General features: G+C 41.2%; 19 protein-coding genes. 13 read left to right on the top strand and 6 right to left on the bottom strand.

All coding sequences use genetic code 11. The annotated features are described in order from the left end of the window. Window positions 1–32 precede the first annotated feature (32 nt). Together BVC88_RS06210 and BVC88_RS06205 are read right to left on the bottom strand one after the other, a co-directional pair. Window positions 33–254, bottom strand: coding sequence for a DUF2795 domain-containing protein (locus BVC88_RS06210; protein ID WP_075349773.1), 222 nt, complete (start codon window positions 252–254; stop codon window positions 33–35). 78 nt (window positions 255–332) lie between these two features. Continuing rightward, window positions 333–1,580, bottom strand: a complete 1,248-nt coding sequence (locus BVC88_RS06205; protein WP_075349772.1) for a DUF349 domain-containing protein — start codon at window positions 1,578–1,580, stop codon at window positions 333–335. A 133-nt stretch (window positions 1,581–1,713) separates the two neighbouring features. On the opposite strand from BVC88_RS06205, the gene ettA reads away from it, so the two are divergent. Further along, window positions 1,714–3,393 carry an energy-dependent translational throttle protein EttA gene (gene ettA, locus BVC88_RS06200; protein WP_075349771.1) on the top strand — a complete coding sequence of 560 codons (1,680 nt, stop codon included), beginning with the start codon at window positions 1,714–1,716 and terminating at the stop codon, window positions 3,391–3,393. Between the two features lie 193 nt (window positions 3,394–3,586). Here the strand turns inward: ettA and BVC88_RS06195 are convergent, their stop codons facing one another. Further along, window positions 3,587–3,979, bottom strand: coding sequence for a hypothetical protein (locus BVC88_RS06195; RefSeq protein ID WP_139316531.1), 393 nt, complete (start codon window positions 3,977–3,979; stop codon window positions 3,587–3,589). Between the two features lie 117 nt (window positions 3,980–4,096). Continuing rightward, window positions 4,097–5,398: a metallophosphoesterase gene (locus BVC88_RS06190; protein WP_245803604.1), complete on the bottom strand. Its 1,302-nt coding sequence runs from the start codon at window positions 5,396–5,398 to the stop codon at window positions 4,097–4,099. Between the two features lie 227 nt (window positions 5,399–5,625). On the opposite strand from BVC88_RS06190, the gene BVC88_RS06185 reads away from it, so the two are divergent. Next, window positions 5,626–6,930, top strand: coding sequence for a pyridoxal phosphate-dependent aminotransferase (locus BVC88_RS06185; RefSeq protein ID WP_075349769.1), 1,305 nt, complete (start codon window positions 5,626–5,628; stop codon window positions 6,928–6,930). A gap of 124 nt (window positions 6,931–7,054) precedes the next feature. Here BVC88_RS06185 and BVC88_RS06180 read toward each other — a convergent pair whose 3' ends face one another. After that, the gene (locus tag BVC88_RS06180; RefSeq protein ID WP_245803603.1) at window positions 7,055–7,999 is read right to left on the bottom strand and encodes a zinc dependent phospholipase C family protein; all 945 of its coding nucleotides are present in this window, start codon (window positions 7,997–7,999) and stop codon (window positions 7,055–7,057) included. Window positions 8,000–8,211: 212 nt separating this feature from the next. On the opposite strand from BVC88_RS06180, the gene rpsT reads away from it, so the two are divergent. From rpsT to BVC88_RS06140, 8 genes are all read left to right on the top strand, one after another. After that, window positions 8,212–8,466 (top strand): 30S ribosomal protein S20, encoded by a 255-nt coding sequence (gene rpsT / locus BVC88_RS06175; RefSeq protein ID WP_075349768.1) that lies wholly within the window; start codon window positions 8,212–8,214, stop codon window positions 8,464–8,466. Window positions 8,467–8,556: 90 nt separating this feature from the next. Further along, window positions 8,557–9,252, top strand: a complete 696-nt coding sequence (gene radC / locus BVC88_RS06170) for a RadC family protein (RefSeq protein WP_075349767.1) — start codon at window positions 8,557–8,559, stop codon at window positions 9,250–9,252. Window positions 9,253–9,255: 3 nt separating this feature from the next. Beyond that, window positions 9,256–9,873: a DUF1684 domain-containing protein gene (locus BVC88_RS06165; protein WP_075349766.1), complete on the top strand. Its 618-nt coding sequence runs from the start codon at window positions 9,256–9,258 to the stop codon at window positions 9,871–9,873. A gap of 110 nt (window positions 9,874–9,983) precedes the next feature. Then, on the top strand, window positions 9,984–12,398 hold the full coding sequence (pheT, locus tag BVC88_RS06160) for a phenylalanine--tRNA ligase subunit beta (RefSeq protein WP_075349909.1): 2,415 nt from the start codon (window positions 9,984–9,986) through the stop codon (window positions 12,396–12,398). Window positions 12,399–12,400: 2 nt separating this feature from the next. Next, the gene (locus BVC88_RS06155) at window positions 12,401–12,685 is read left to right on the top strand and encodes a hypothetical protein (protein ID WP_075349765.1); all 285 of its coding nucleotides are present in this window, start codon (window positions 12,401–12,403) and stop codon (window positions 12,683–12,685) included. A 1-nt stretch (window position 12,686) separates the two neighbouring features. Further along, window positions 12,687–12,971 (top strand): cell division protein ZapA, encoded by a 285-nt coding sequence (locus BVC88_RS06150; protein WP_075349764.1) that lies wholly within the window; start codon window positions 12,687–12,689, stop codon window positions 12,969–12,971. A gap of 67 nt (window positions 12,972–13,038) precedes the next feature. Beyond that, on the top strand, window positions 13,039–14,604 hold the full coding sequence (rny, locus tag BVC88_RS06145) for a ribonuclease Y (RefSeq protein ID WP_075349763.1): 1,566 nt from the start codon (window positions 13,039–13,041) through the stop codon (window positions 14,602–14,604). A 60-nt stretch (window positions 14,605–14,664) separates the two neighbouring features. Next, window positions 14,665–15,426, top strand: a complete 762-nt coding sequence (locus tag BVC88_RS06140) for a zinc-dependent peptidase (RefSeq protein WP_245803602.1) — start codon at window positions 14,665–14,667, stop codon at window positions 15,424–15,426. Here BVC88_RS06140 and BVC88_RS06135 read toward each other — a convergent pair. Beyond that, window positions 15,407–16,819, bottom strand: a complete 1,413-nt coding sequence (locus BVC88_RS06135; protein ID WP_075349761.1) for a tagaturonate reductase — start codon at window positions 16,817–16,819, stop codon at window positions 15,407–15,409. The genes BVC88_RS06140 and BVC88_RS06135 overlap by 20 nt on opposite strands. Window positions 16,820–16,966: 147 nt before the next feature. Here BVC88_RS06135 and BVC88_RS06130 point away from each other — a divergent pair, with 147 nt between their 5' ends. The 3 genes from BVC88_RS06130 to BVC88_RS06120 are packed head-to-tail and all read left to right on the top strand — an operon-like array spanning window position 16,967 to window position 19,434. Next, the gene (locus BVC88_RS06130; protein WP_075349760.1) at window positions 16,967–17,359 is read left to right on the top strand and encodes a VOC family protein; all 393 of its coding nucleotides are present in this window, start codon (window positions 16,967–16,969) and stop codon (window positions 17,357–17,359) included. 36 nt (window positions 17,360–17,395) lie between these two features. After that, on the top strand, window positions 17,396–18,409 hold the full coding sequence (gene yiaK / locus BVC88_RS06125) for a 3-dehydro-L-gulonate 2-dehydrogenase (RefSeq protein ID WP_075349759.1): 1,014 nt from the start codon (window positions 17,396–17,398) through the stop codon (window positions 18,407–18,409). Beyond that, complete coding sequence (locus tag BVC88_RS06120) at window positions 18,406–19,434, top strand: Gfo/Idh/MocA family protein (protein ID WP_075349758.1); 1,029 nt, start codon at window positions 18,406–18,408, stop codon at window positions 19,432–19,434. Before yiaK ends, BVC88_RS06120 begins: the two co-directional genes overlap by 4 nt. The last annotated feature ends 290 nt before the right edge of the window (window positions 19,435–19,724 follow it).

Raw genomic sequence — 19,724 nt, 5'->3', positions numbered from 1 at the left:
AACAAAAAAGCCCCGTTGACCGAGGCTTTCAATTAATATTCGTCTTCGTTGAAGAAGAAATCATCTTTGGTAGGATAGTCCGGCCAAATTTCTTCGATGGTCTCATAAGGTTCACCATCATCTTCTAATTCCTGGAGGTTTTCTACCACTTCCATAGGTGCGCCTGATCGGATCGCATAATCGCATAATTCATCCTTAGTTGCTGGCCAAGGTGCATCTTCTAAGTAAGAAGCTAATTCGAGTGTCCAATACATATGTTATAGATTTATAGAGTTCTTGCTGTTAAAGGGTGCAAAAATATCTTTTTTTTTAAATATCTCTTCCTATACTCCTTAATTAAAAGAAAGTTGCTTTAAAATATAATTTTTTACATCCACTTTTCGCTTGACGCTAAAAAGTTTTTTCTTCATCATAATGTCGAAATCAGCCGATTGAACGCGGAAATTATCCGAATTCTCCTGCGCTGCTTCCAATTCTGTCTGATCTCGACGAAGGAGATCTTTTACTAAAGCAATTTTGATTTGAGTCTGTTCCTCTTGAGTTTTCTGATCCCAATCTTCATATTTCCCATGAACCAGCTTTTCCAAAAATGCTTTTTCAAAGACGATATCTGAGAAAAACTGAAAAGAGCGAACAATCAAATTCGCCTCTTTAGGCTTACGTTGAGGAAGCTTTCTCCATTCTTCCTGTATCGCCTTTGCTCGACCGATCAGTTCATAGGAAGTTGGCTTTCCTGCTAGTTGTTTGATCTCCTCAGTCAACGTCTCCACCTTTCGCATCAATTCTCTAGGATGCATGGTCGGTCCGGGATTCAATGTTCTTTTGTATTTGGAAAAAATGCGGTTATTCAATTTGGAAAATTCATCCCAAAGTGGTTGCCTTCTTTCAGCGGGTACTTTTCCCGATTCTTTCCATTGCTTTTGGATCTTTTTGGAAATATCAAAAGCCATTTTAACATCTGGGAGATCATGCGCTTCGCGGGCTTGGGCTACAAGTGATTCATAGACTTTGATGTTTTCATCCGCCTGTAAAGCTAATCCCTCGAAGAAATGTCTTCTGTTTTCGAAAAAGTGCTGAACGATCGATTCGAATCTATTTTCGATCTCCTCCTGCAATTCTTTTTCCACTGGACCGGTTTTGATCCAGCGCAATTTCAAGTCTTTGAATGCTTCTGCAGTCTCTTTCCAATCCGTATCGTCTTTTAAAGCTTCAGCTTCAAGAATTAAAGCTTCCTTTATCTCTAGATTTTTGGAGCGATTAGCTTGTATGATTTCATTCAAAGCCAATTCCTGCTCATTGAGCGTCTCAATCAAAGGGATGAAATCACCCAAAGCATCGGCTTGCATCAATGAATCTCTCAAGTGAATCAATTTCATTAGAAATGAGCCCTTGTTTTCATTTTCTTCTATGTCGGATTTTAATTTTTCAACCTTCTCTTTGAGTTGGTCAAACCGAGCCTCAAAGTATTTTAGAGTGGAGGCCTCATCTTCTTTTACTTCTCCTATCTGCCGATCCGCCTGCCCTAAAAAACCCTTTAAAAAAACTTTCTTCTCTTTAATATATCCATAAGGATGGTCCATTTCGCTACAATTGGGTTTAGGTGGTCGTTTTCAACTTTTCGCAAATTAATTAATTCAAAAGCACTTATCCTAAGAAAGGGGTTTTTTTGCCATCTTTGATACTTTATGAGTTTTATAAAGTAAAAATCAACCTATGAGTTCAGAAAAAATCATCTTTTCCATGGCTGGCGTTTCCAAAGTCTACCCGCCACAGAAAAAAGTCTTAAAGAATATCTACTTATCATTTTTTTACGGAGCCAAAATCGGTGTCTTAGGTCTTAACGGATCCGGTAAATCCTCCCTTTTGAAGATTATCGCAGGGATGGACAAAGAGTACCAAGGCGAAGTAGTCTGGTCTCCAGGCTATACCGTAGGAATGCTGGAGCAAGAACCCAAGCTAGATCCTACCAAAACAGTCAAAGAAGTAGTCGAAGAAGCGGTACACGAGACCGTAGCTTTGCTGAAAGAATTTGAAGAAATTAACGAAAAATTCATGGATCCTGCGCTGATGGAAGACCCTGATGCGATGGACAAGTTGATCACGCGTCAAGGAGAGGTGCAGGAGAAGCTTGACGCAGCTAACGCTTGGGAACTGGATGTGATGCTGGATAAAGCTATGGATGCGCTTAGACTACCTCCGAGTGATGCCAACGTTGCTAACTTGTCTGGTGGAGAAAAGCGTAGAGTGGCCCTTTGCCGCTTATTGCTTCAGGAGCCGGATGTCTTACTACTGGATGAGCCAACCAACCATTTGGATGCAGAATCTGTGCATTGGCTGGAGCAGCATTTGCAGAATTATAAGGGTACCGTCATTGCGGTAACTCACGATAGATACTTCTTGGATAATGTAGCAGGTTGGATTTTGGAATTGGATCGTGGTGAAGGGATTCCTTGGAAAGGGAATTATTCCTCTTGGCTGGATCAGAAGCAGAATCGATTAAAGCAAGAAGAGAAAACCGAATCCAAGCGTCAAAAGACTTTGGAGCGTGAGCTCGAGTGGATCAGAATGTCACCAAAAGCGAGACAGGCCAAAGGAAAAGCCCGTCTGAGCGCCTATGATAAATTAGTCGGAGAAGAGGCCAAAGAAAAAGAATCGAAGTTGGAATTATTTATCCCGCCGGGACCACGATTGGGTTCTAAAGTGATTGAGGTCAACGGGGTGTCTAAAGCCTACGGAGACAAGTTGCTTTTCGAAGATCTCAGTTTTGCACTACCTCAGGGTGGAATCGTAGGTGTCATTGGTCCAAATGGTGCGGGTAAGTCCACACTTTTCAAATTGATCACTGGCCAGGAAAAACCGGATTCTGGTAATTTCGAAGTGGGCGAGACGGTTCAGCTATCTTATGTAGATCAGGAACACGATTCATTGGATCCGAATAAGACCGTGTATCAGATTATTTCCGAAGGAAATGAATTGATGAAGCTGGGCAATAAAGAGATCAACTCCAGAGCGTATGTATCCAAATTCAACTTTGGAGGATCAGATCAGGAGAAAAAAGTAGGGGTGCTTTCCGGTGGAGAGCGAAATCGAGTTCACTTGGCGATGATGCTGAAAGAAGGTGGCAACTTGCTGCTTCTCGATGAGCCTACCAACGACTTGGACGTAAATACCCTTCGTGCTTTGGAAGAAGCCTTGGAGAATTTCGGCGGTTGTGCGGTGGTAATTTCCCACGATAGATGGTTTCTGGACAGAATCTGTACACATATTCTGGCTTTCGAAGGAGATTCTCAAGTGGTCTGGTTTGAGGGCAACTTCTCCGACTACGAGGAAAGCAAAAAGAAGCGTCTGGGTGATGTGACACCAAGAAGAATTCGATATAAGAATTTGAAGTAAGGTCAGAAAGCTTAAGAAAGAAGTCTGAAAATGAACCCTTTAAGGAGAAGTCTTCGAGGGGTTTGTTTTTTTAATTATTTTTTTATTTTCACTTCAAAAGTAGTTTTTGATCCGATGGGGAAGGAGTGAATAAGAATAATCAGTTAAATAGGTATTCTACTTTTGGAGGTTCAAACTGAGATTTACGTACTGATCAATTCTTACATTGGGTTAAATCATATTTTAATTTCTGCATTTTCCAACTTTGATCATGATTCTTGAACCTTACACCTAATTCACCAGATTCCTTAATAATGGAGTCACCTTGACTTAAATTTTCCCAGAGGATGCTTCGTCCATTTTTTCCAAAATTGAGGTCATTTGTAAGATTCAGGTAGATGATTTCCCCATTATCATCTATAATTTTTAATCCGTGATAATTACGATTCCAAGCTTGATGAAATTTCTCAGTTACCAAACCACTAAATTCAATTGATTGGATTTCCAAAACATGCTCACAATAATTAAATATTTTTCCAAAAAATATAGAGTAACCTAAGAGTGAACCGAAAATTATCGTTCCAGCTATTCCTGATACTCTTATCATTCGATTTAACTTTCGTTGTTCTTTCGCTTGGGATATTTCTGGAAGTCTCTTCATAGCATTACTAAATATCGATTTTAAGGCTATTTAAAAAGATTTTTCATCAGTGAAAGACATTGATTATAACTTTTTCTTCTTCAGCTTCAGCACCGTAATCTCCGGCCAAATACCTACCCTTCCTGGAAAAGCCAAGACTCCAAACCCACGGTTGACATGTAGGTAGCGACCGAGTTCTTCATAAAGGCCAGCCCATTTCGGGTAGCGAAGGGATGCTGGACTCCATTTGATAAAGCCCGGAATCTCAATCCCAAACTGCATCCCATGGGTATGTCCACTCAAGGTTAGGTGGATAAATTGGGCAAAGTTTTTTACCTCCTCATCAAAGTGCGAAGGGTCATGGCTCATCAGTATTTTAAAACTTTGATCGCTGAGGTTTGCTGTTGCTTTCGGTAGGTCGCCATGCTGCGCAAATCCTTTTCCCCAATTCTCCACGCCGATCAGGTCTATGCTTGCTCCGGCCCCTTCGACTTCGCTCAGGACAGGCCCTTCGACTTCGCTCAGGACAGGCCCTTCGACTTCGCTCAGGGCAAGCTTTTGAAGTTTCACTGATTCATTTCGCAAGAGTCTAAAGCCCAGTTCTTCATGGATTTCGTATAGACGCTTCATATTGGCGGCCTTGGCTTCCTTGCTAGGCCATGATATATAATCTCCATAGTCATGATTGCCGAGGATGGAGTATTTACCCATGGGAGCATTCAGCTTTTTGAAGGTCTCTATCCAAGGCTCCATTTCTTCCGAATGGTTGTTCACCAAGTCGCCTGTAAATAGGATGATATCAGATTCTTGTTTGTTGATCAGCTCAACAGCATATTCAAGCTTCTTTTTATTATCAAAACTACCCGAATGAATATCTGAAATCTGGGTGATGGTGAAGCCGTCAAATTCTTCCGGCAGATCCTCAAATTCCAGGGTATGATTCACGACACGGAATCGGTATTTCCCGATTAAAACGCCATGTAGGATTCCCAAAAAAGGAATAGCGGATAGCACTAAAGCCGTTTGACTCACAAATTTTCTACGATCTGGCAAAAAATCGCCTTCATTCGTTCCGGAGACGGATTGATACGTTCCAGTTAGGAGGCGTAAAATATCTTCTCCAAACAGGAGCCCAATAATGATCAGCTTTGGAATCATCGAAAGGACTAGAAGGGAAATCAGCCGGCCTAAATTTAAGGTAGAATTACTGCTTCGGTCAAAGCTTAGAAAACCGTAAATGACAAACAGGTAAACGGCAATTGAAAAAAGCCAAAAGACAATTTTAATCCAGCTATGATTTGAAAATAATGTTCTGAAAGCTTGATAAGAATACCAATCGATTACAAAAATGAAAAACAGGACAAGAAGAATGCGGATAAGAATCAATGTGGAAGAAATTCTTTTTAAATGAGGAAATTCAAAGAGGGATTGAAAGCAATGTTTCAACCAATTCGCAACAAATTTAATCTCCTATCTTATAAAAGGCGACTTGATTGTGATAAATGAACGTGTTGTTTTTTAAAGATCACATTGTTTACTGCTACTGTTTAATCCATTTAAATCCTTTTTTGTTTCTTTGTTCAGATTTATTTCGCCAACAAGCCTATTGACCGATGAGACAATTACTTTTGCGCCCTGGAGCCGAAGAATTAACCTATGAAATCCGAGGAATCGTAAAAAAAGCACGTCAAGTGGAAGCTTTAGGCTATGAGATGACTTGGGAAAATATCGGTGATCCTATTCAGAAGAGCAATCATGTCCCGGATTGGATGAAGGAGATCATTGCTGATCTACTGAAGCAAGATAAAACCTATGGCTATGCAGATTCTAAAGGCGTACTTGAAACGCGTAAGTTTCTAGCTGAACTGACCAATCAAAATGGAGGAGCTCAAATCACCGCGGAAGATATTCTCTTCTTCAATGGACTAGGGGATGCGATTGCCAAACTTTACCAGTTTCTAATTCCAACAGCTCGAATCATTGGTCCATCGCCTGCTTATTCTACCCATAGTTCGGCAGAGGCTGCCCATGCCAATACCGCCCCGATTACTTATAAACTCGATCCCGATAATCAATGGCTTCCGGATATGGAGGACTTGTATTTGAAAGTTAAATACAATCCAGCCATTGTCGGGATTCTAATCATCAATCCGGATAATCCCACCGGGATGGTTTATCCTCGTGAAGTACTCGAAGGATTTGTTAAGATTGCGGAGGAGTTCAATTTGCTATTGATCGCAGATGAGATTTATCAAAATATCACCTACAATGGGATCACCGCAGTTGGATTATCCGAGGTGATTGGCAACAGACCTGCGATTTCTCTAAAAGGGATTTCCAAAGAATTTCCATGGCCGGGAGCTAGATGTGGTTGGATGGAGTTTTATAATCGTGAGGGTTCGATTGAGTTTTCCAAACTCTGCCAGACCCTAGAAAACGCTAAGATGATTGAAGTTTGCTCGACGATTTTGCCTCAGTTGGCAATTCCAAGAATCATGAGCCATCCGGAATATCGCGCCTATCGAACTCGCGCAAATGCTCAGATCGGCAAGCGAAGCGAATGGATGGCGGAAATTCTGGGTGAAATTCCCGGAATTAAATTCAATCCCACCCAAGGGGCTTTTTACAATACCATTGTTTTTGACGAGGCCTTACTTCATCCCAATCAAAAATTACCAATTGAAGATCCCAGGTTGCAAGCCTTGCTGGATACTTGGCTGACTGATGCTACCATGCCATTGGATAAGCGTTTTGTCTATTATTTACTGGCATCCGAGCGAATCTGTGTGGTGCCGATCTCTTCCTTTTGCTCGGATTTGCGAGGATTTCGGGTGACACTTTTGGAAGAAAATGAGGAAGTGTTTAAAGATACTTTTCGAAGGCTTGGGAAGGCGATTCAGCAGTATTTGAAATCGTAAAATAAATCAGAAGTCTCAAGTGAGGAATCTAAAAAGCTAAAACCAGATGGCAGTGAACAGGACTCATTTCGCAGAAACTGCTTACTTCCCAATGTAAACTGCATACTGCCAACTGAAACGCTGCCTACTGATTATCGTGCGCTCGCGTCTTAATCTTAGCATCACGCTCTAACTTTTCCTCCTCGATAACTCCATCGCTTAGCCTTGAGAGATCAGGCTGGCCTGCATTGATCCAGGCAGTGTACCAGAAATCGGAAATCATCTTGATGGAGCGTTTCATTTGTCGCTGAACTTGCCCATCGAGTGCCAGTGCGTAAGCCTCGGTAAATTCCCTTGAATAAACCCGCACTGTCAATCCATTACGCTCCTCATAGCTGTATTTTTGATCTTCCGGAAAAGCCAAAGTCAGTTCCCGCTCCATTCGAAATACCGAATCTACTTGACTGTGAGCGTTTGCCACTGCGTCCCAAATAGCTTGTTGCGGTCGTGCTACATATTCAGCTTTTCCCACCCAAAGCGCATAATCCACCGCTTGAAGCTCTGGAATCCGACTTTCCCAAAAGCCATGAATTCCATTTTGACCTGTCAGCTGTCCATTATAATTCTTAGTGGTATGAAGAGGCACATTCAGATCTCCCAGGTAATGACCTAGATCTGCGGATAGCCTGAGAATCGCGGCTTTATTTTTATTTTCAAAAGCTTTGGTCAAACTAACAAAGGTCAAATAGGCTGACCAAGGACCGATTCCATTTTGCCGAAGGGAGTCTTCCGAAAATTTTTCAATAGCGTCACTCCAATAAATTGGCAATATCTGAAGCGCACTATCTCCGTAATGATCCAAATCGATATAGTGTTTTTCAGCCTCTCCTTCCACGGCATATCTGCGACGATCTGGGTTTACCGCCTTTTCTGTAAGAAATTGAATTTCTGCCTTATAAAGACCAATAAGTTCAGGAGGAAGTGAAAAGACAGCCATCCGGTTGATAAGCGAATGAGCGTAAAAACCCCACGGTAAAATCGGATCAGAAATAAAAATGAAAGGAATCAACCAAGATATAAAAGTTGCCATGAATAAAATTAAGCAAAATCTTTGCAGTATAAGCGATAGATTTTAAGCTATATTTGCACTCATAAGTGCGAAATTGAAGAATATTGTAATTCTAAAAAAGAAAGCTTTGAAAGGAATGTTTTCATTTCCTTTGGCAGAATTAAATAATTACAATAACTTTGCACTCCGATTCGGAATAGGGGAACGTAACGAAATTTATTTAATATCAGGATATGGCAAATCACAAATCAGCTCTAAAGAGAATTCGTGCAAACGAGGCGAAGCGTTTGAGAAACAGATATCAGGCTAAGACCACAAGAACTTTCATCAAAAGATTGAAGGCTACTACTGACAAAGTAGAAGCTTCTGACCTTTACAGAAAAGTATCTTCTATGTTGGACAAATTGGCTAAGAAGAATGTGATTCACAAGAACAACGCAAGCAACAAGAAATCAAGATTGGCCAAGTTCGTAGCCGCGCTAGGTTAATTTCTAAAATTAATTCTCTAAAACCCTGCCTGTCAGGGTTTTTTTATGTCCAATTGTTTGTAGCTTTAGTTAAACTTTTTAATAGCTACGATGAATACATTCACCTCGATCAAAATCTCCGAACTCGCCGAAGCAGATCGTCCTCGCGAAAAACTTCTTCTGAAAGGGAAATCTGCTCTTTCAGATGCTGAGTTAATTGCCATTCTGATCGGTTCAGGCACTCCTTCGATGAGTGCTGTAGATCTTTCTCGGCATATTTTGTCTTCTGTAAATCACAATCTGGCTGATCTGGCTAGACTGTCCATACAGGATTTAAAAAAATTCAAAGGCATAGGGGAGGCCAAAGCAATAACGATAGTGGCTGCACTGGAACTTGGAAGAAGGCGAAAAGATGCTGAACCTAAGGTGAAGCCTAAAATCACTTGCTCAAGAGATATCTATGAATTGATGAAACCCGAACTATTTGATGAGCAGGTCGAGTTTTTTTATCTGCTATTACTGTCAAGATCCAATCAAGTGATGAAAAAGCATTTGATTTCCCAAGGAGGAACTGCAGGTACGGTGGTTGATACTAAAGTTGTTTTTAAGATTGCCTTGGAGCATCTGGCTCAGTCCATAATTTTAGTCCATAATCATCCAAGCGGTAATCTTCGGCCCTCTGAGCAAGACAAACGATTGACAGAGCGAATGGTGAAAATCGGTCGGGAATTGGATTTACCTGTCCTCGATCATGTGATTTATACAGATGATGGCTATTTTAGCTTCGCCGATGAAGGCATCCTTTAAATTATGAAAAAGAATACCCTATTAATCCTCCTTGTTTCAATTGTGGTGGCAGTAGCAGTTTTTTATACGCTTACTGCTACAGAAAGCCCGGAGGATTACATCGAAAAGATTGAGGCAGAGCGGGAGCGACAGTTTAAATTCATCCGATTCAACATCGAATCACCTCTTACCGATACGCAAAAGCGTGAATTCAAAGCCTTGAGTTTTTACCCAATCGACCCCACTTACCGAGTAAAGGCAAGAATGATCCCAGTGGAAAATAAAAAAGTCCGTGAGGTACCTCTGACAGATGGCTCACGGGAAAAATACATAGAGCATAGCTATGCGGAGTTTGAGCTGGGTGGAAATATCAACCGCTTGCTTTTGCTCCAATCCTTGGATGAAGCCGACAAACGGAATTTCTTTTTGGCTTTTGCAGATCAAACCAGCGCAGGAGAAACCTACGGAGGAGGCAGGTATATCAATGCCCGTCAAGACGGGAAAAACAGCATTACACTCGACTTTAATTTAGCTTACAATCCATATTGTGCTTATAATCCGGAGTATGCTTGTCCGCTGCCCCCAAAGGAAAATCTACTTCCTATACCGATTTTAGCAGGGGAGAAAAATTACGAGAAATAGCCTTTCTGCCTAAGCCAATTCTCTTAAATTTGTAATCTGTTTAGAAAGGGTTTTCGGACCCTTTTTATTTACCTATGGTTGAATCGAAAGATTCCCCTTTTGAAATACCTATGAAAATCTCAATCAATCGATTAAAAAAATATATTGCTCTAACCGAAAGCCCGGAAGAAATTGGTGCCCTGCTGACTCAATCCGGACTGGAAGTGGAAGGTATCGAAGCCTATGAATCTATCAAAGGAGGCTTAGAAGGTATTGTCATTGGTGAAGTTTTGACTTGTGAAAAACATCCTGATGCAGATAAGTTGAGCTTGACCACTGTGGATATCGGTTTAGCAGAAACTTCTCAAATCGTGTGTGGAGCACCAAATGTTGCCAAGGGCCAAAAAGTATTGGTAGCCACCATGGGAGCGATGCTTTATCCAACTGAAGGGGAGCCTTTCCAGATTAAAAAAGCTAAAATCAGAGGTCAAGCTTCCGAGGGGATGATCTGTGCGGAAGATGAACTGGGCTTAGGAAAAAGTCATGCAGGAATCATGGTTTTGGATACCGATTTGCCAAATGGAACACCAGCTTCTAAACTGATTGAAGTAGGCCAAGATCATATTTTGGAAATCGGATTGACTCCCAATCGAGCGGATGCTGCCTCACACTTGGGCGTGGCTAGGGATCTTAAAGCACTTTTGAAAAAGGAGCTTTGTCTCGATTCAGTCACTGACTTGGAGATTGAGGCAAATGGTCCCAAAATCACTGTAGAAGTAGAAAATCCCACTGACTGCCCACGCTATGCAGGAGTAGTTTTGTCAGGTATTAAAGTTGGACCTTCTCCCCAATGGCTTCAAAATTTCCTGAAATCATTAGATCTTGAGCCGATCAATAATGTGGTGGATATTACCAATTTCATCCTTCATGATCTTGGACAGCCACTTCATGCCTTTGATGCGGATCGGATTTCCGAAGGAAAAATCATTGTTGGGAAAAGTCCAAAAGGAACAGTTTTCAAAACTTTGGATGAAAAAGAGCGAAAGCTTTCAGGTGATGAATTAATGATAAAAGACCCCAAAGGCGGACTTTGTATCGCAGGTGTTTTTGGAGGAGTAGATTCAGGCGTGTCTGAGCAAACTACTTCGATTTTCTTGGAATCGGCCTATTTTTCTCCGGACATCATTCGAAAAGGGGCGCAGCATCATGGGTTGAAGACCGATGCTTCATTCAGATTTGAGCGAGGCACAGATCCAAATATGCCAGTGTACGCGCTGAAGAAAGCTGTAAAGCTTTTGAAAGAAATCGCTGGTGCCAAAGTTGCCTCTGAAATTATTGATTTGTATCCTAATCCGATTGAAGATTTTCAAATTGAAGTTTCTTACGGACATATAGACCGATTGATCGGGAAGAAAATTCCTGCTAAGGAAGTGAAGCGTATTTTGGAAAGTCTGGAAATTCAGGTAATCAATGAAACAGAAACAGGCTTCACCGCTATTGCCAAACCTTATCGAGTGGACGTGACCCGAGAAGCCGATGTGATCGAAGAGATTCTACGGATTCATGGGTTTGAGCAAGTCGCCTTATCAGAAAATCTCAATACAGACTATTTGGCTGAGCATCCCGTTAAGGATTTGAACAAGTTGCAATTCAAGCTTTCTCAAATTTTAGCAGGACAAGGCTATTTGGAGATGATCACGAATAGCTTGACTAAGTCAACTTATGCGGAGAAATCGGGGTTTTTAAATCCAGAGAATTCTGTAAAGATCTTTAATAAACTGAGTGAGGATTTGGATGTCATGCGACAGTCTCTTCTTTATTCTGGACTAGAAGTTCTAGCAAGAAATATCAATAGAAGACAGACGGATTTGAAATATTTTGAATTCGGAACAGTTTATAGCAAAGCGGAAAGTGGCTATGTTGAAAGCAGAAAACTTGGGCTTTTCCTTTCTGGGAAAAAGTCAGCGGAAAGTTGGATTGAGCCTTCAAAGTCTTTTGCTTTTGCAGACTTGTATGCGACAGTTGAAAATATTCTGCTTATCCTGAATATTGACCTTGGCGAGATGAGCGTTATTGACCATTCACCGTTTGAATATGGATTGCAATTAAAGCTAGGGGAAAAGATTTTGGCAGAAATTGGTTTGGTAGAAGAGAAGTCACTGAAGCTGGCTGAGGTGCGTCAGGAAGTTTGGTATGCAGAGTTGAACTGGGACTTGCTTTGCAAAAAAGCTGCAGGCCTGAAGAAGTACCAGGAGATTTCTAAATTCCCTGAAGTTAGGAGAGATCTTTCTTTAGTGATCGATAAGGCAGTGTCTTATGATCAGGTAAAAAAAGTAGCTTTAAAGGCAGGTGGTAGATTATTACAGCGGATTGGAGTTTTTGATGTGTACCAAGGAGATAAAATCGATGCTGGTAAAAAGGCTTATGCCTTAAGTTTCCATCTGCAGGATCAGGAAAATACGCTGACGGATAAGGTAATTGACAAAACAATGAGTAAATTGATTCAGGCGTTTGAAAACGAAGTAGGCGCATTGATCCGTACATAGAAATGATTCAAGAGGAACTGCTAAAATTGGAAAAACTGGCGACGAAGGCCAGCGATCGATTGCTTGAATTGAGTGCTGAAAATCAGCAGTTAAAGCAAAAATTAGAAGAAGTCAAGCGGGCTTTGGAGGATAAAGAGCAGGAAATCGAGCATTTTAAAAATAAGATTAAAATTAGTAACATTGTGGAGAACCGACCGGTGAGTCCAGGAGATTCGACCGAAATGAGTGACTTAATCAATAATTATATACAAGAAATCGACCAATTGATCACCTATTTGTCAGATTGATATGGACACACTTGCTATCAAAATAAAAATAGGGGCTAGAGAATATCCTATGCGCGTCAAGATTGAGGATGAATCCAAAATCCGACAAGCGGGCAAGTTGATAAATGAAAAACTGCGAAAATATAAAGATGAATTTGGTCTGGATGATAATCAGGATTTACTAGCAATGGTGGCTTTTGATTGCATGGTGGAAGCCCTGGAAACCAATGAAGCAAATGCTGGTGATAGTGAGCATATTAGGACCAGTATTTTAAATATCAACGCGCTTTTATCCAAGGCTTTATAATTAGTTAATAACTTATTTCTTACGATTTTTCGGATTCTCCAAAGGTTAATTTATACTCAAAATACCTATGGGAGACATACTATATATTGTACTCGCAGCCCTAGTAGGGACTGGTGCGGGAGCCGCGATTGCCGGCGCATTGATAAAAAATAAAAACGCAAAGCTCGAAGAAGAGACTAAAGAGCGTGTGAAATCCATGCTTCGCGAAGCTGAGATTAACGCTGAATCTATCAAAAAAGACCGAATACTTGAAGCAAAGGAAAAATACCTGAAGCTGAAATCGGAGTTTGATGAGGAGATGAATAATAAGAAAAATATCATCATCACCAATGAAAACAAAGTCAAACAACGAGAGCAGCAAGTATCCAAAGAATTGGAGCAGGTAAAGCGCAAAGAGGCTGAATTGGATAGCAAAAAGGAAAACCTTAATGCTCAGCTACATTCTGTTCAAGTGAAAAAAGAAGAGCTTGATCGCATTACCAATCAGCGAATCTCCGATCTGGAGAAAATTGCAAACCAAACTCGCGAAGAGGCCAGAGAAGAATTAGTCAAGATGCTTACTGAAGAAGCACAGTCAAAAGCATCGTCCCAAATAAAAGATATTCTTGACGAGGCGAAATTAACTGCCACCAAACAAGCTAAGAAGATTGTTTTGGATACCATTCAGCGAACAGCTACTGAGCATGCGGTAGAAAACTGCGTATCGGTATTCAGCATCGAAAGTGACGATATCAAAGGGAAGATCATCGGTAGAGAGGGAAGAAATATCCGAGCTCTCGAAGCAGCTACCGGCGTAGAAATTGTCGTAGACGACACTCCTGAAGCAATTATTATTTCAGGCTTTGATCCGGTGAGAAGAGAAGTTGCAAGGCTTTCACTACATCGATTGGTGCAAGATGGTCGAATCCACCCTGCAAGAATCGAGGAAGTGGTTGCTAAGACGGAAAAAAATATCGAGGAAGAAATTGTTGAAATCGGTGAACGAACCTGTATTGATCTTGGAATTCATGGACTACACCCTGAGTTGATCAGAATGGTAGGAAGAATGAGATTCAGATCTTCTTATGGGCAAAACCTCCTTCAGCACTCCCGAGAAGTTGCAAAGCTTTGCGCTACCATGGCGGCTGAAATGGGATTGAATGCCAAGCTCGCCAAGCGAGCCGGATTGCTCCATGATATAGGTAAAGTTTGGCCAGAAGAGCAAGAACTTCCACATGCTGTCTTGGGAATGGAACTAGCGAAGCGCTACAAGGAACACCCTGAAATCTGTAATGCGATTGGAGCTCACCACGATGAAATAGAAATGACCTCGATGATTTCGCCTATTGTTCAGGCATGCGATGCAATTTCAGGTGCAAGACCTGGCGCTCGAAGAGAAGTGATGGATAGCTATATCAAGCGCCTGAAGGAGTTGGAAGAACTTGCATTGAGCTTTGATGGAGTAAACAAATGTTTTGCGATGCAGGCGGGTCGAGAACTTCGAGTGCTTGTAGATGCTGATAATGTGGATGACATCACCGCAGGTAAGCTTTCTTTCGACATCTCTCAGAAAATTGAAAAAGAAATGCAATACCCTGGACAAATTAAAATCACGGTGATTCGGGAAATGCGAGCAGTAAACTACGCGCGCTAATTTTCTGATTGTAAAAATTTAAAATGGCAGTTACCTTTGGGTCTCTGCCATTTTCATTTTATGATGCATCGATCGCAATATTTCTACAGATTAGGCTGGTGGTTAAAGGAAGCAAGAGCGAATTTCTACCCAAGAAGGTTGACACTTACCGATATCAAGATTTTGGACCGGTCCTTTCCATATTTTCAAAATCTTAACCCAACCCACAAAGAAGAATTCATGCAGAAGCTTTCGCGGATTCTTTCGGTAAAGGAATTTGTAGGGCGAGGAGGGATTGAAGAGGTGACTCCAGAGATGGAGGTTTTGATTGGAGCTACCATTGTGATGGTGACTTTTGGATGGAGACGTATCCGGCTTCCTCATTTCGATAAAATCCTGATTTATCCCAATGCCTATTATAGCTCGATCACAAAAAGCTACCATCGTGGTGAAGTAAATCCTAAATATGGAATCATCGTGGTGTCTTGGTCCTGTTTTTTAGACGGGATGAAGGATAATCAGGATGGGGTAAACCTAGGGATTCATGAAATTGCCCATGCTCTTAAATTAGAAAATCAAATCTACTATAACGGAGAAAGCGAGTTTTTTAACCCCCAAGCATGGAGTTCTTATCAGGAATTAGTTGGACCTGAAATGGTCAAAATAGAAGCGGGTAATGGCTCTTTTTTTAGGGGAGCGGCAGGCTTGAATGAACATGAGTTTTTTGCAGTCGCTTTGGAGAATTTCTTCGAGAGACCAAAAACCTTCTTTGATTACCATCCTACTTTATATGGTGCATTAGTCCAGCTTCTGCGTCAGGATCCTAGGGTTTGGTTGAAGTGATTAATCTTTGAATACAAGACTCTAACATTGAAATCAACCCCTCATACTGGGAGAGATCTTGACCCCAAAGGTTCTCATTGGTACAAACTTCTGTTAGGGTATCCACAAGGTTTGATTTTGACCAAGCCGTAGAAAAGATCGAAATTACAGTTGGGTCATCATTCAAGGGAAGGGTTTCCCCTTTGAAATTGCCTTTGTAAAAAAGAATCAATGCGGCAAATCCCATCGTCAAATTTGCTGGCCAGGTCTGATTTTTCGCCCAATAAGCAAGTAGAGAAGGAAGCACCCGAACTTTAAATTTCGAGATGCTATTCAAGGCAATTGATTTCAACTCATGTCTGATAAATGGATTGGCAAAACGTTCTAATACGTCTTTAGCAAAATCTGTCAACTCCTCTTTTGGATATTCCATACTTGGAATAATCTCTTCATAAATCGCCTGTTCTAGAAATACCAACATCCCCGGATCTTCTACAGATTCTCTCACAGTACGAAAGCCATGGAGATATGCGTAAGGAACTAGAGTGGTATGTGCCCCATTTAGTATTCTAACTTTCATTGTCCGATAAGGACTTAAATCTTCAACAAACTTTACGTTTAATCCGGCATGATCGAGTGGGAATCTTTCCCGCACTTCTTCGGGTCCTTGGATTGCCCAAAAATGATAGGGCTCCACCATTACGGCCAACTCATCCTTGCAATCAATTTTCTCTTCGATTTCAGCTATTTCTGCTTTTGGGTAACCAGGTACGATTCGATCCACCAGCGTGTCGCAAAAAATATTATGGTTTGAGATCCAATCGCTGAATTCCTGTGGTAATTCCCATTTTTCAGCGTAGGACAGAATACAAGACTTTAATTGCTGACCATTCTTTTCAATCAATTCACAAGGAAGAAAAATTAGCCCTCTTTCTGGATCTCCGCTGAAATGAAGGAATCGATTAAAAAGCAAAGCTGTCAATTTTCCTGGAAAAGTTTTTGAAATGGAATCGATTGGAAAATCTTCAGAATCAAAATAAATCCCTGACTCTGTGGTATTGGAAATAATAAATTCCAAATCAGGATTCTCTCCAAGTTTCAGGTAGGCCTCATAATCTTCGAAAATTGAAGTCACACCAGTAACGCAGGTAATCAACTGGGCATGATCAATCAAGTCACCTTGACTTAGCCCCCGTTCAATGACATGAAACAAACCATCTTGTCTCGTGATTTTTGCATCTATATGCTTGCTGTGTATTTGGACAACTTCGATATTCCCTTGAAATATTCCTTTTTCATTTGCTTCTTCCACCATCCAGTCTGCAAAGCCTCGTAGAAAATTTCCAAACCCAAATTGGAGTATTTTGACAGGGTAAGAATTGGAGTTAGAGGCAGTTCGTTGGAGTGGTTTCATGATCGTTTATTCAGGAGATGTTTGATTACTTGATCGAGTATGTTAATCAAGGATAGTTAAAAATAGGATTTGTGACGGAATTCTAGGAAAGCTTTTCACAATTCTTCATTATTGTTGAGATCAATAATTCCCTTCTTTCTGTAAACTATGAAATTTGAACACTTTGCTTTAAATGTGCCTGATGCAACAGCTACGTCACGTTGGTATGAAAATCACCTTGGCCTGACTGTGGTCAAAAAGATGGAGGAATCTCCATTTATGACTTTTCTGGCTGATGATAGCGGAACCGTTATGCTTGAAATCTACACCAATCCAAAAGGAGAAACGCTTGACTTTACTGCTTTTCATCCCTTAGCTGTTCACTTGGCTTTGGTATCAGAAAACCCTACCGAAGATATGAATCGGCTGATTAAGGCTGGTGCTACCCTTTTCTCCGATGATATCCATCCGGATGGATCACACTTAATTATGCTGAGAGATCCATGGGGGATTTCACTTCAACTTTGTAAGCGCACCACGCCAATGTTGAAATCAAATTAGAACTAATTTTTCCTGAAATCGAAAAGAATAAAGCAAATGGAAGAATTGAGAGTTTCTTTTGATGATTTGATAGACACACTTACTGCCTGCCTGATCCAACATGGGTTTGAGAAGCAGCGAGCGCATCGGTGTGCAGTTCTATTTGCTCAAGCAGACCGGGACGGAGTGCATTCCCATGGAGTGAATCGCTTTCTGCTTTTTTTAGATTTCATCAAAAAGGGATTTGTGGTCCCTGAAAATAGTACTGAATTAATCGCTCAATTTGGAATGATGGAGCGTTACGATGGTCGATTCGGACCTGGTAATCTCAACGCAGAATTTGCCATGGAGCGAGCTATCGAGTTGGCAAAGACTTTTGGGATGAGCACCGTGACGCTTAAGAATACGAATCACTGGATGCGGGCCGGTAATTTTGGCTGGCAGGCTGCTGATTCAGGTTGCATAGGGATTTGTTTTACCAACACGATCGCAAATATGCCAGCCTGGGGAGGAAGCGAGCCGAAGTTGGGAAATAATCCATTGGTAATCGCAATTCCAAGGAGTTCGGGGCATGTGGTCCTAGATATGGCTATGTCCCAATTTGCCTATGGGAAAATGGAAATTGCCAAGAAGAAAGGAGAGCAACTGCCTTTCGATGGAGGTTTTGACAACGAGGGGAATTTGACAAAGTCACCGGTAGATATTCTGGCGAGTCATCTTGCTTTGCCAACCGGCATGTGGAAAGGTGCTGGTCTTTCCTTGATGATTGACTTGCTCGTTTCTATCCTTTCAGGAGGAAATTCCTCAAAGGAAGTCGGAGAAGACGGCGTCGAAAAAGGTCTTTCACAAGTATTTATCTGTTTTGATCCAGTCAGGTTAGGTTTGACTGATTGGTTGGAAACGAAAGCCGATGCGATTATAGAAGATTTAAAAACCTCCTCAGTTTTTCAAAACCAATCGATTCGATATCCCGGAGAGCAAGTGTTACAGACTAGAAGTGAAAATTTAAAGCTCGGAATTCCTATCAATGCTGAGCTTTGGAGTCAATTAGTAACCCTTTCAAGATTATGAAAAAAATAGGAATCATAGGAACTGGCGCGATTGCAGGTATTCATGCCGCTGCCATAAAGGCAATCCAAAACGCAGAATTGGTTGCTTTTTGTAGCAGTTCGCCTGAGCGAGCTCAAGAAGCTGAATCTCGGTTTGGAGTAAAAGGCTATTCAGATATTTCGGCATTTTTAGCGCATCCTGATTTGGAGGTAGTCTGTATCTGTACTGCGAGCGGAAGGCATTTGGAGCCTGCTTTAGCGGCAGCAAAAGCTGGAAAACATTTGATCATTGAAAAGCCGATCGAAGTAACCTTAGACCGGGCAGATCGATTGATAAATGCCTGCCAAACCCAAGGAGTGAAGCTTGCCGTGATTTTTCAAAACCGCTTTTCTTCTGATTATCAAAAATTGAAATCTTCGGTTGATGCAGGCTTATTCGGAAGTCTTTTGATGGGAAATGCCTACGTGAATTGGTTTAGAAATAAGGAATACTATAGCAAAAGCGATTGGAAAGGAACCATTGAGGTAGATGGTGGAGGTGCTTTTATCAATCAGGGAATTCATACCATCGATCTTTTATTGGATTTAATGGGAGAGGTTTCTGAAGTTTTTGGTAAGGTCCAAACAGCCTATCATCAGATCGAAGGAGAAGATTTGGGGGCGGCATTGGTCACTTTCAAAAGTGGGGCAATTGGAAATATTACCTCCGCGACGTCCTTTTATCCGGGCCTTCCTGAGCGAATTGAGATTTTTGGATCGGAGGGAAGTGCGACACTTGAAGGAGGAAAAATTACCCATTGGAAAATCAAAGGAGAAGAGTCAAAGCTTGAAGAGAGTCAAATTTTTAGCTCTTCCGGAGCTGCAGACCCTATGGCGATCAGCGGTATTTTGCACCAGAAACAGTGGGAAGAATTCATTTCAAGTTTGGAGTCTGGTGAAAATTATGCTGTGGATGGGCCTACTTCGAGAAAGTCCTTGGAATTGATTCGAGGGATATATTCATCCTCCAAAAAGAAAGCAACAGTGAAATTTCCATTGCAAGAGTAGGGATTTTTGGAGCAGAAGATCCCGAAAGGATAGATTATTACGGAATCGTTTTCAGGTCGTTTTTTCTGCGTCTGAAATATTCTGAAATTTTTAAAATACGGCTATTTTCATTCTAAGGGCCATTATTTGAATTGCATAAGGTGATCTGAAAGTGGATTTTTTTTCTAAACTAGATTGGCTTTGCTAAGTCAAAAACCATAAACCTAAATTCATTTTGAAAATGAGTTAGATCAGAGCATCTTTAATAGTAGGATTTTGCTGGTCGTACTTTATTACCAGAGTGCAGCTTA

Source organism: Algoriphagus marinus, assembly GCF_001936475.1.
Taxonomy (GTDB): domain Bacteria; phylum Bacteroidota; class Bacteroidia; order Cytophagales; family Cyclobacteriaceae; genus Algoriphagus; species Algoriphagus marinus.
This window is presented reverse-complemented; position numbering and strand designations above follow the sequence as displayed.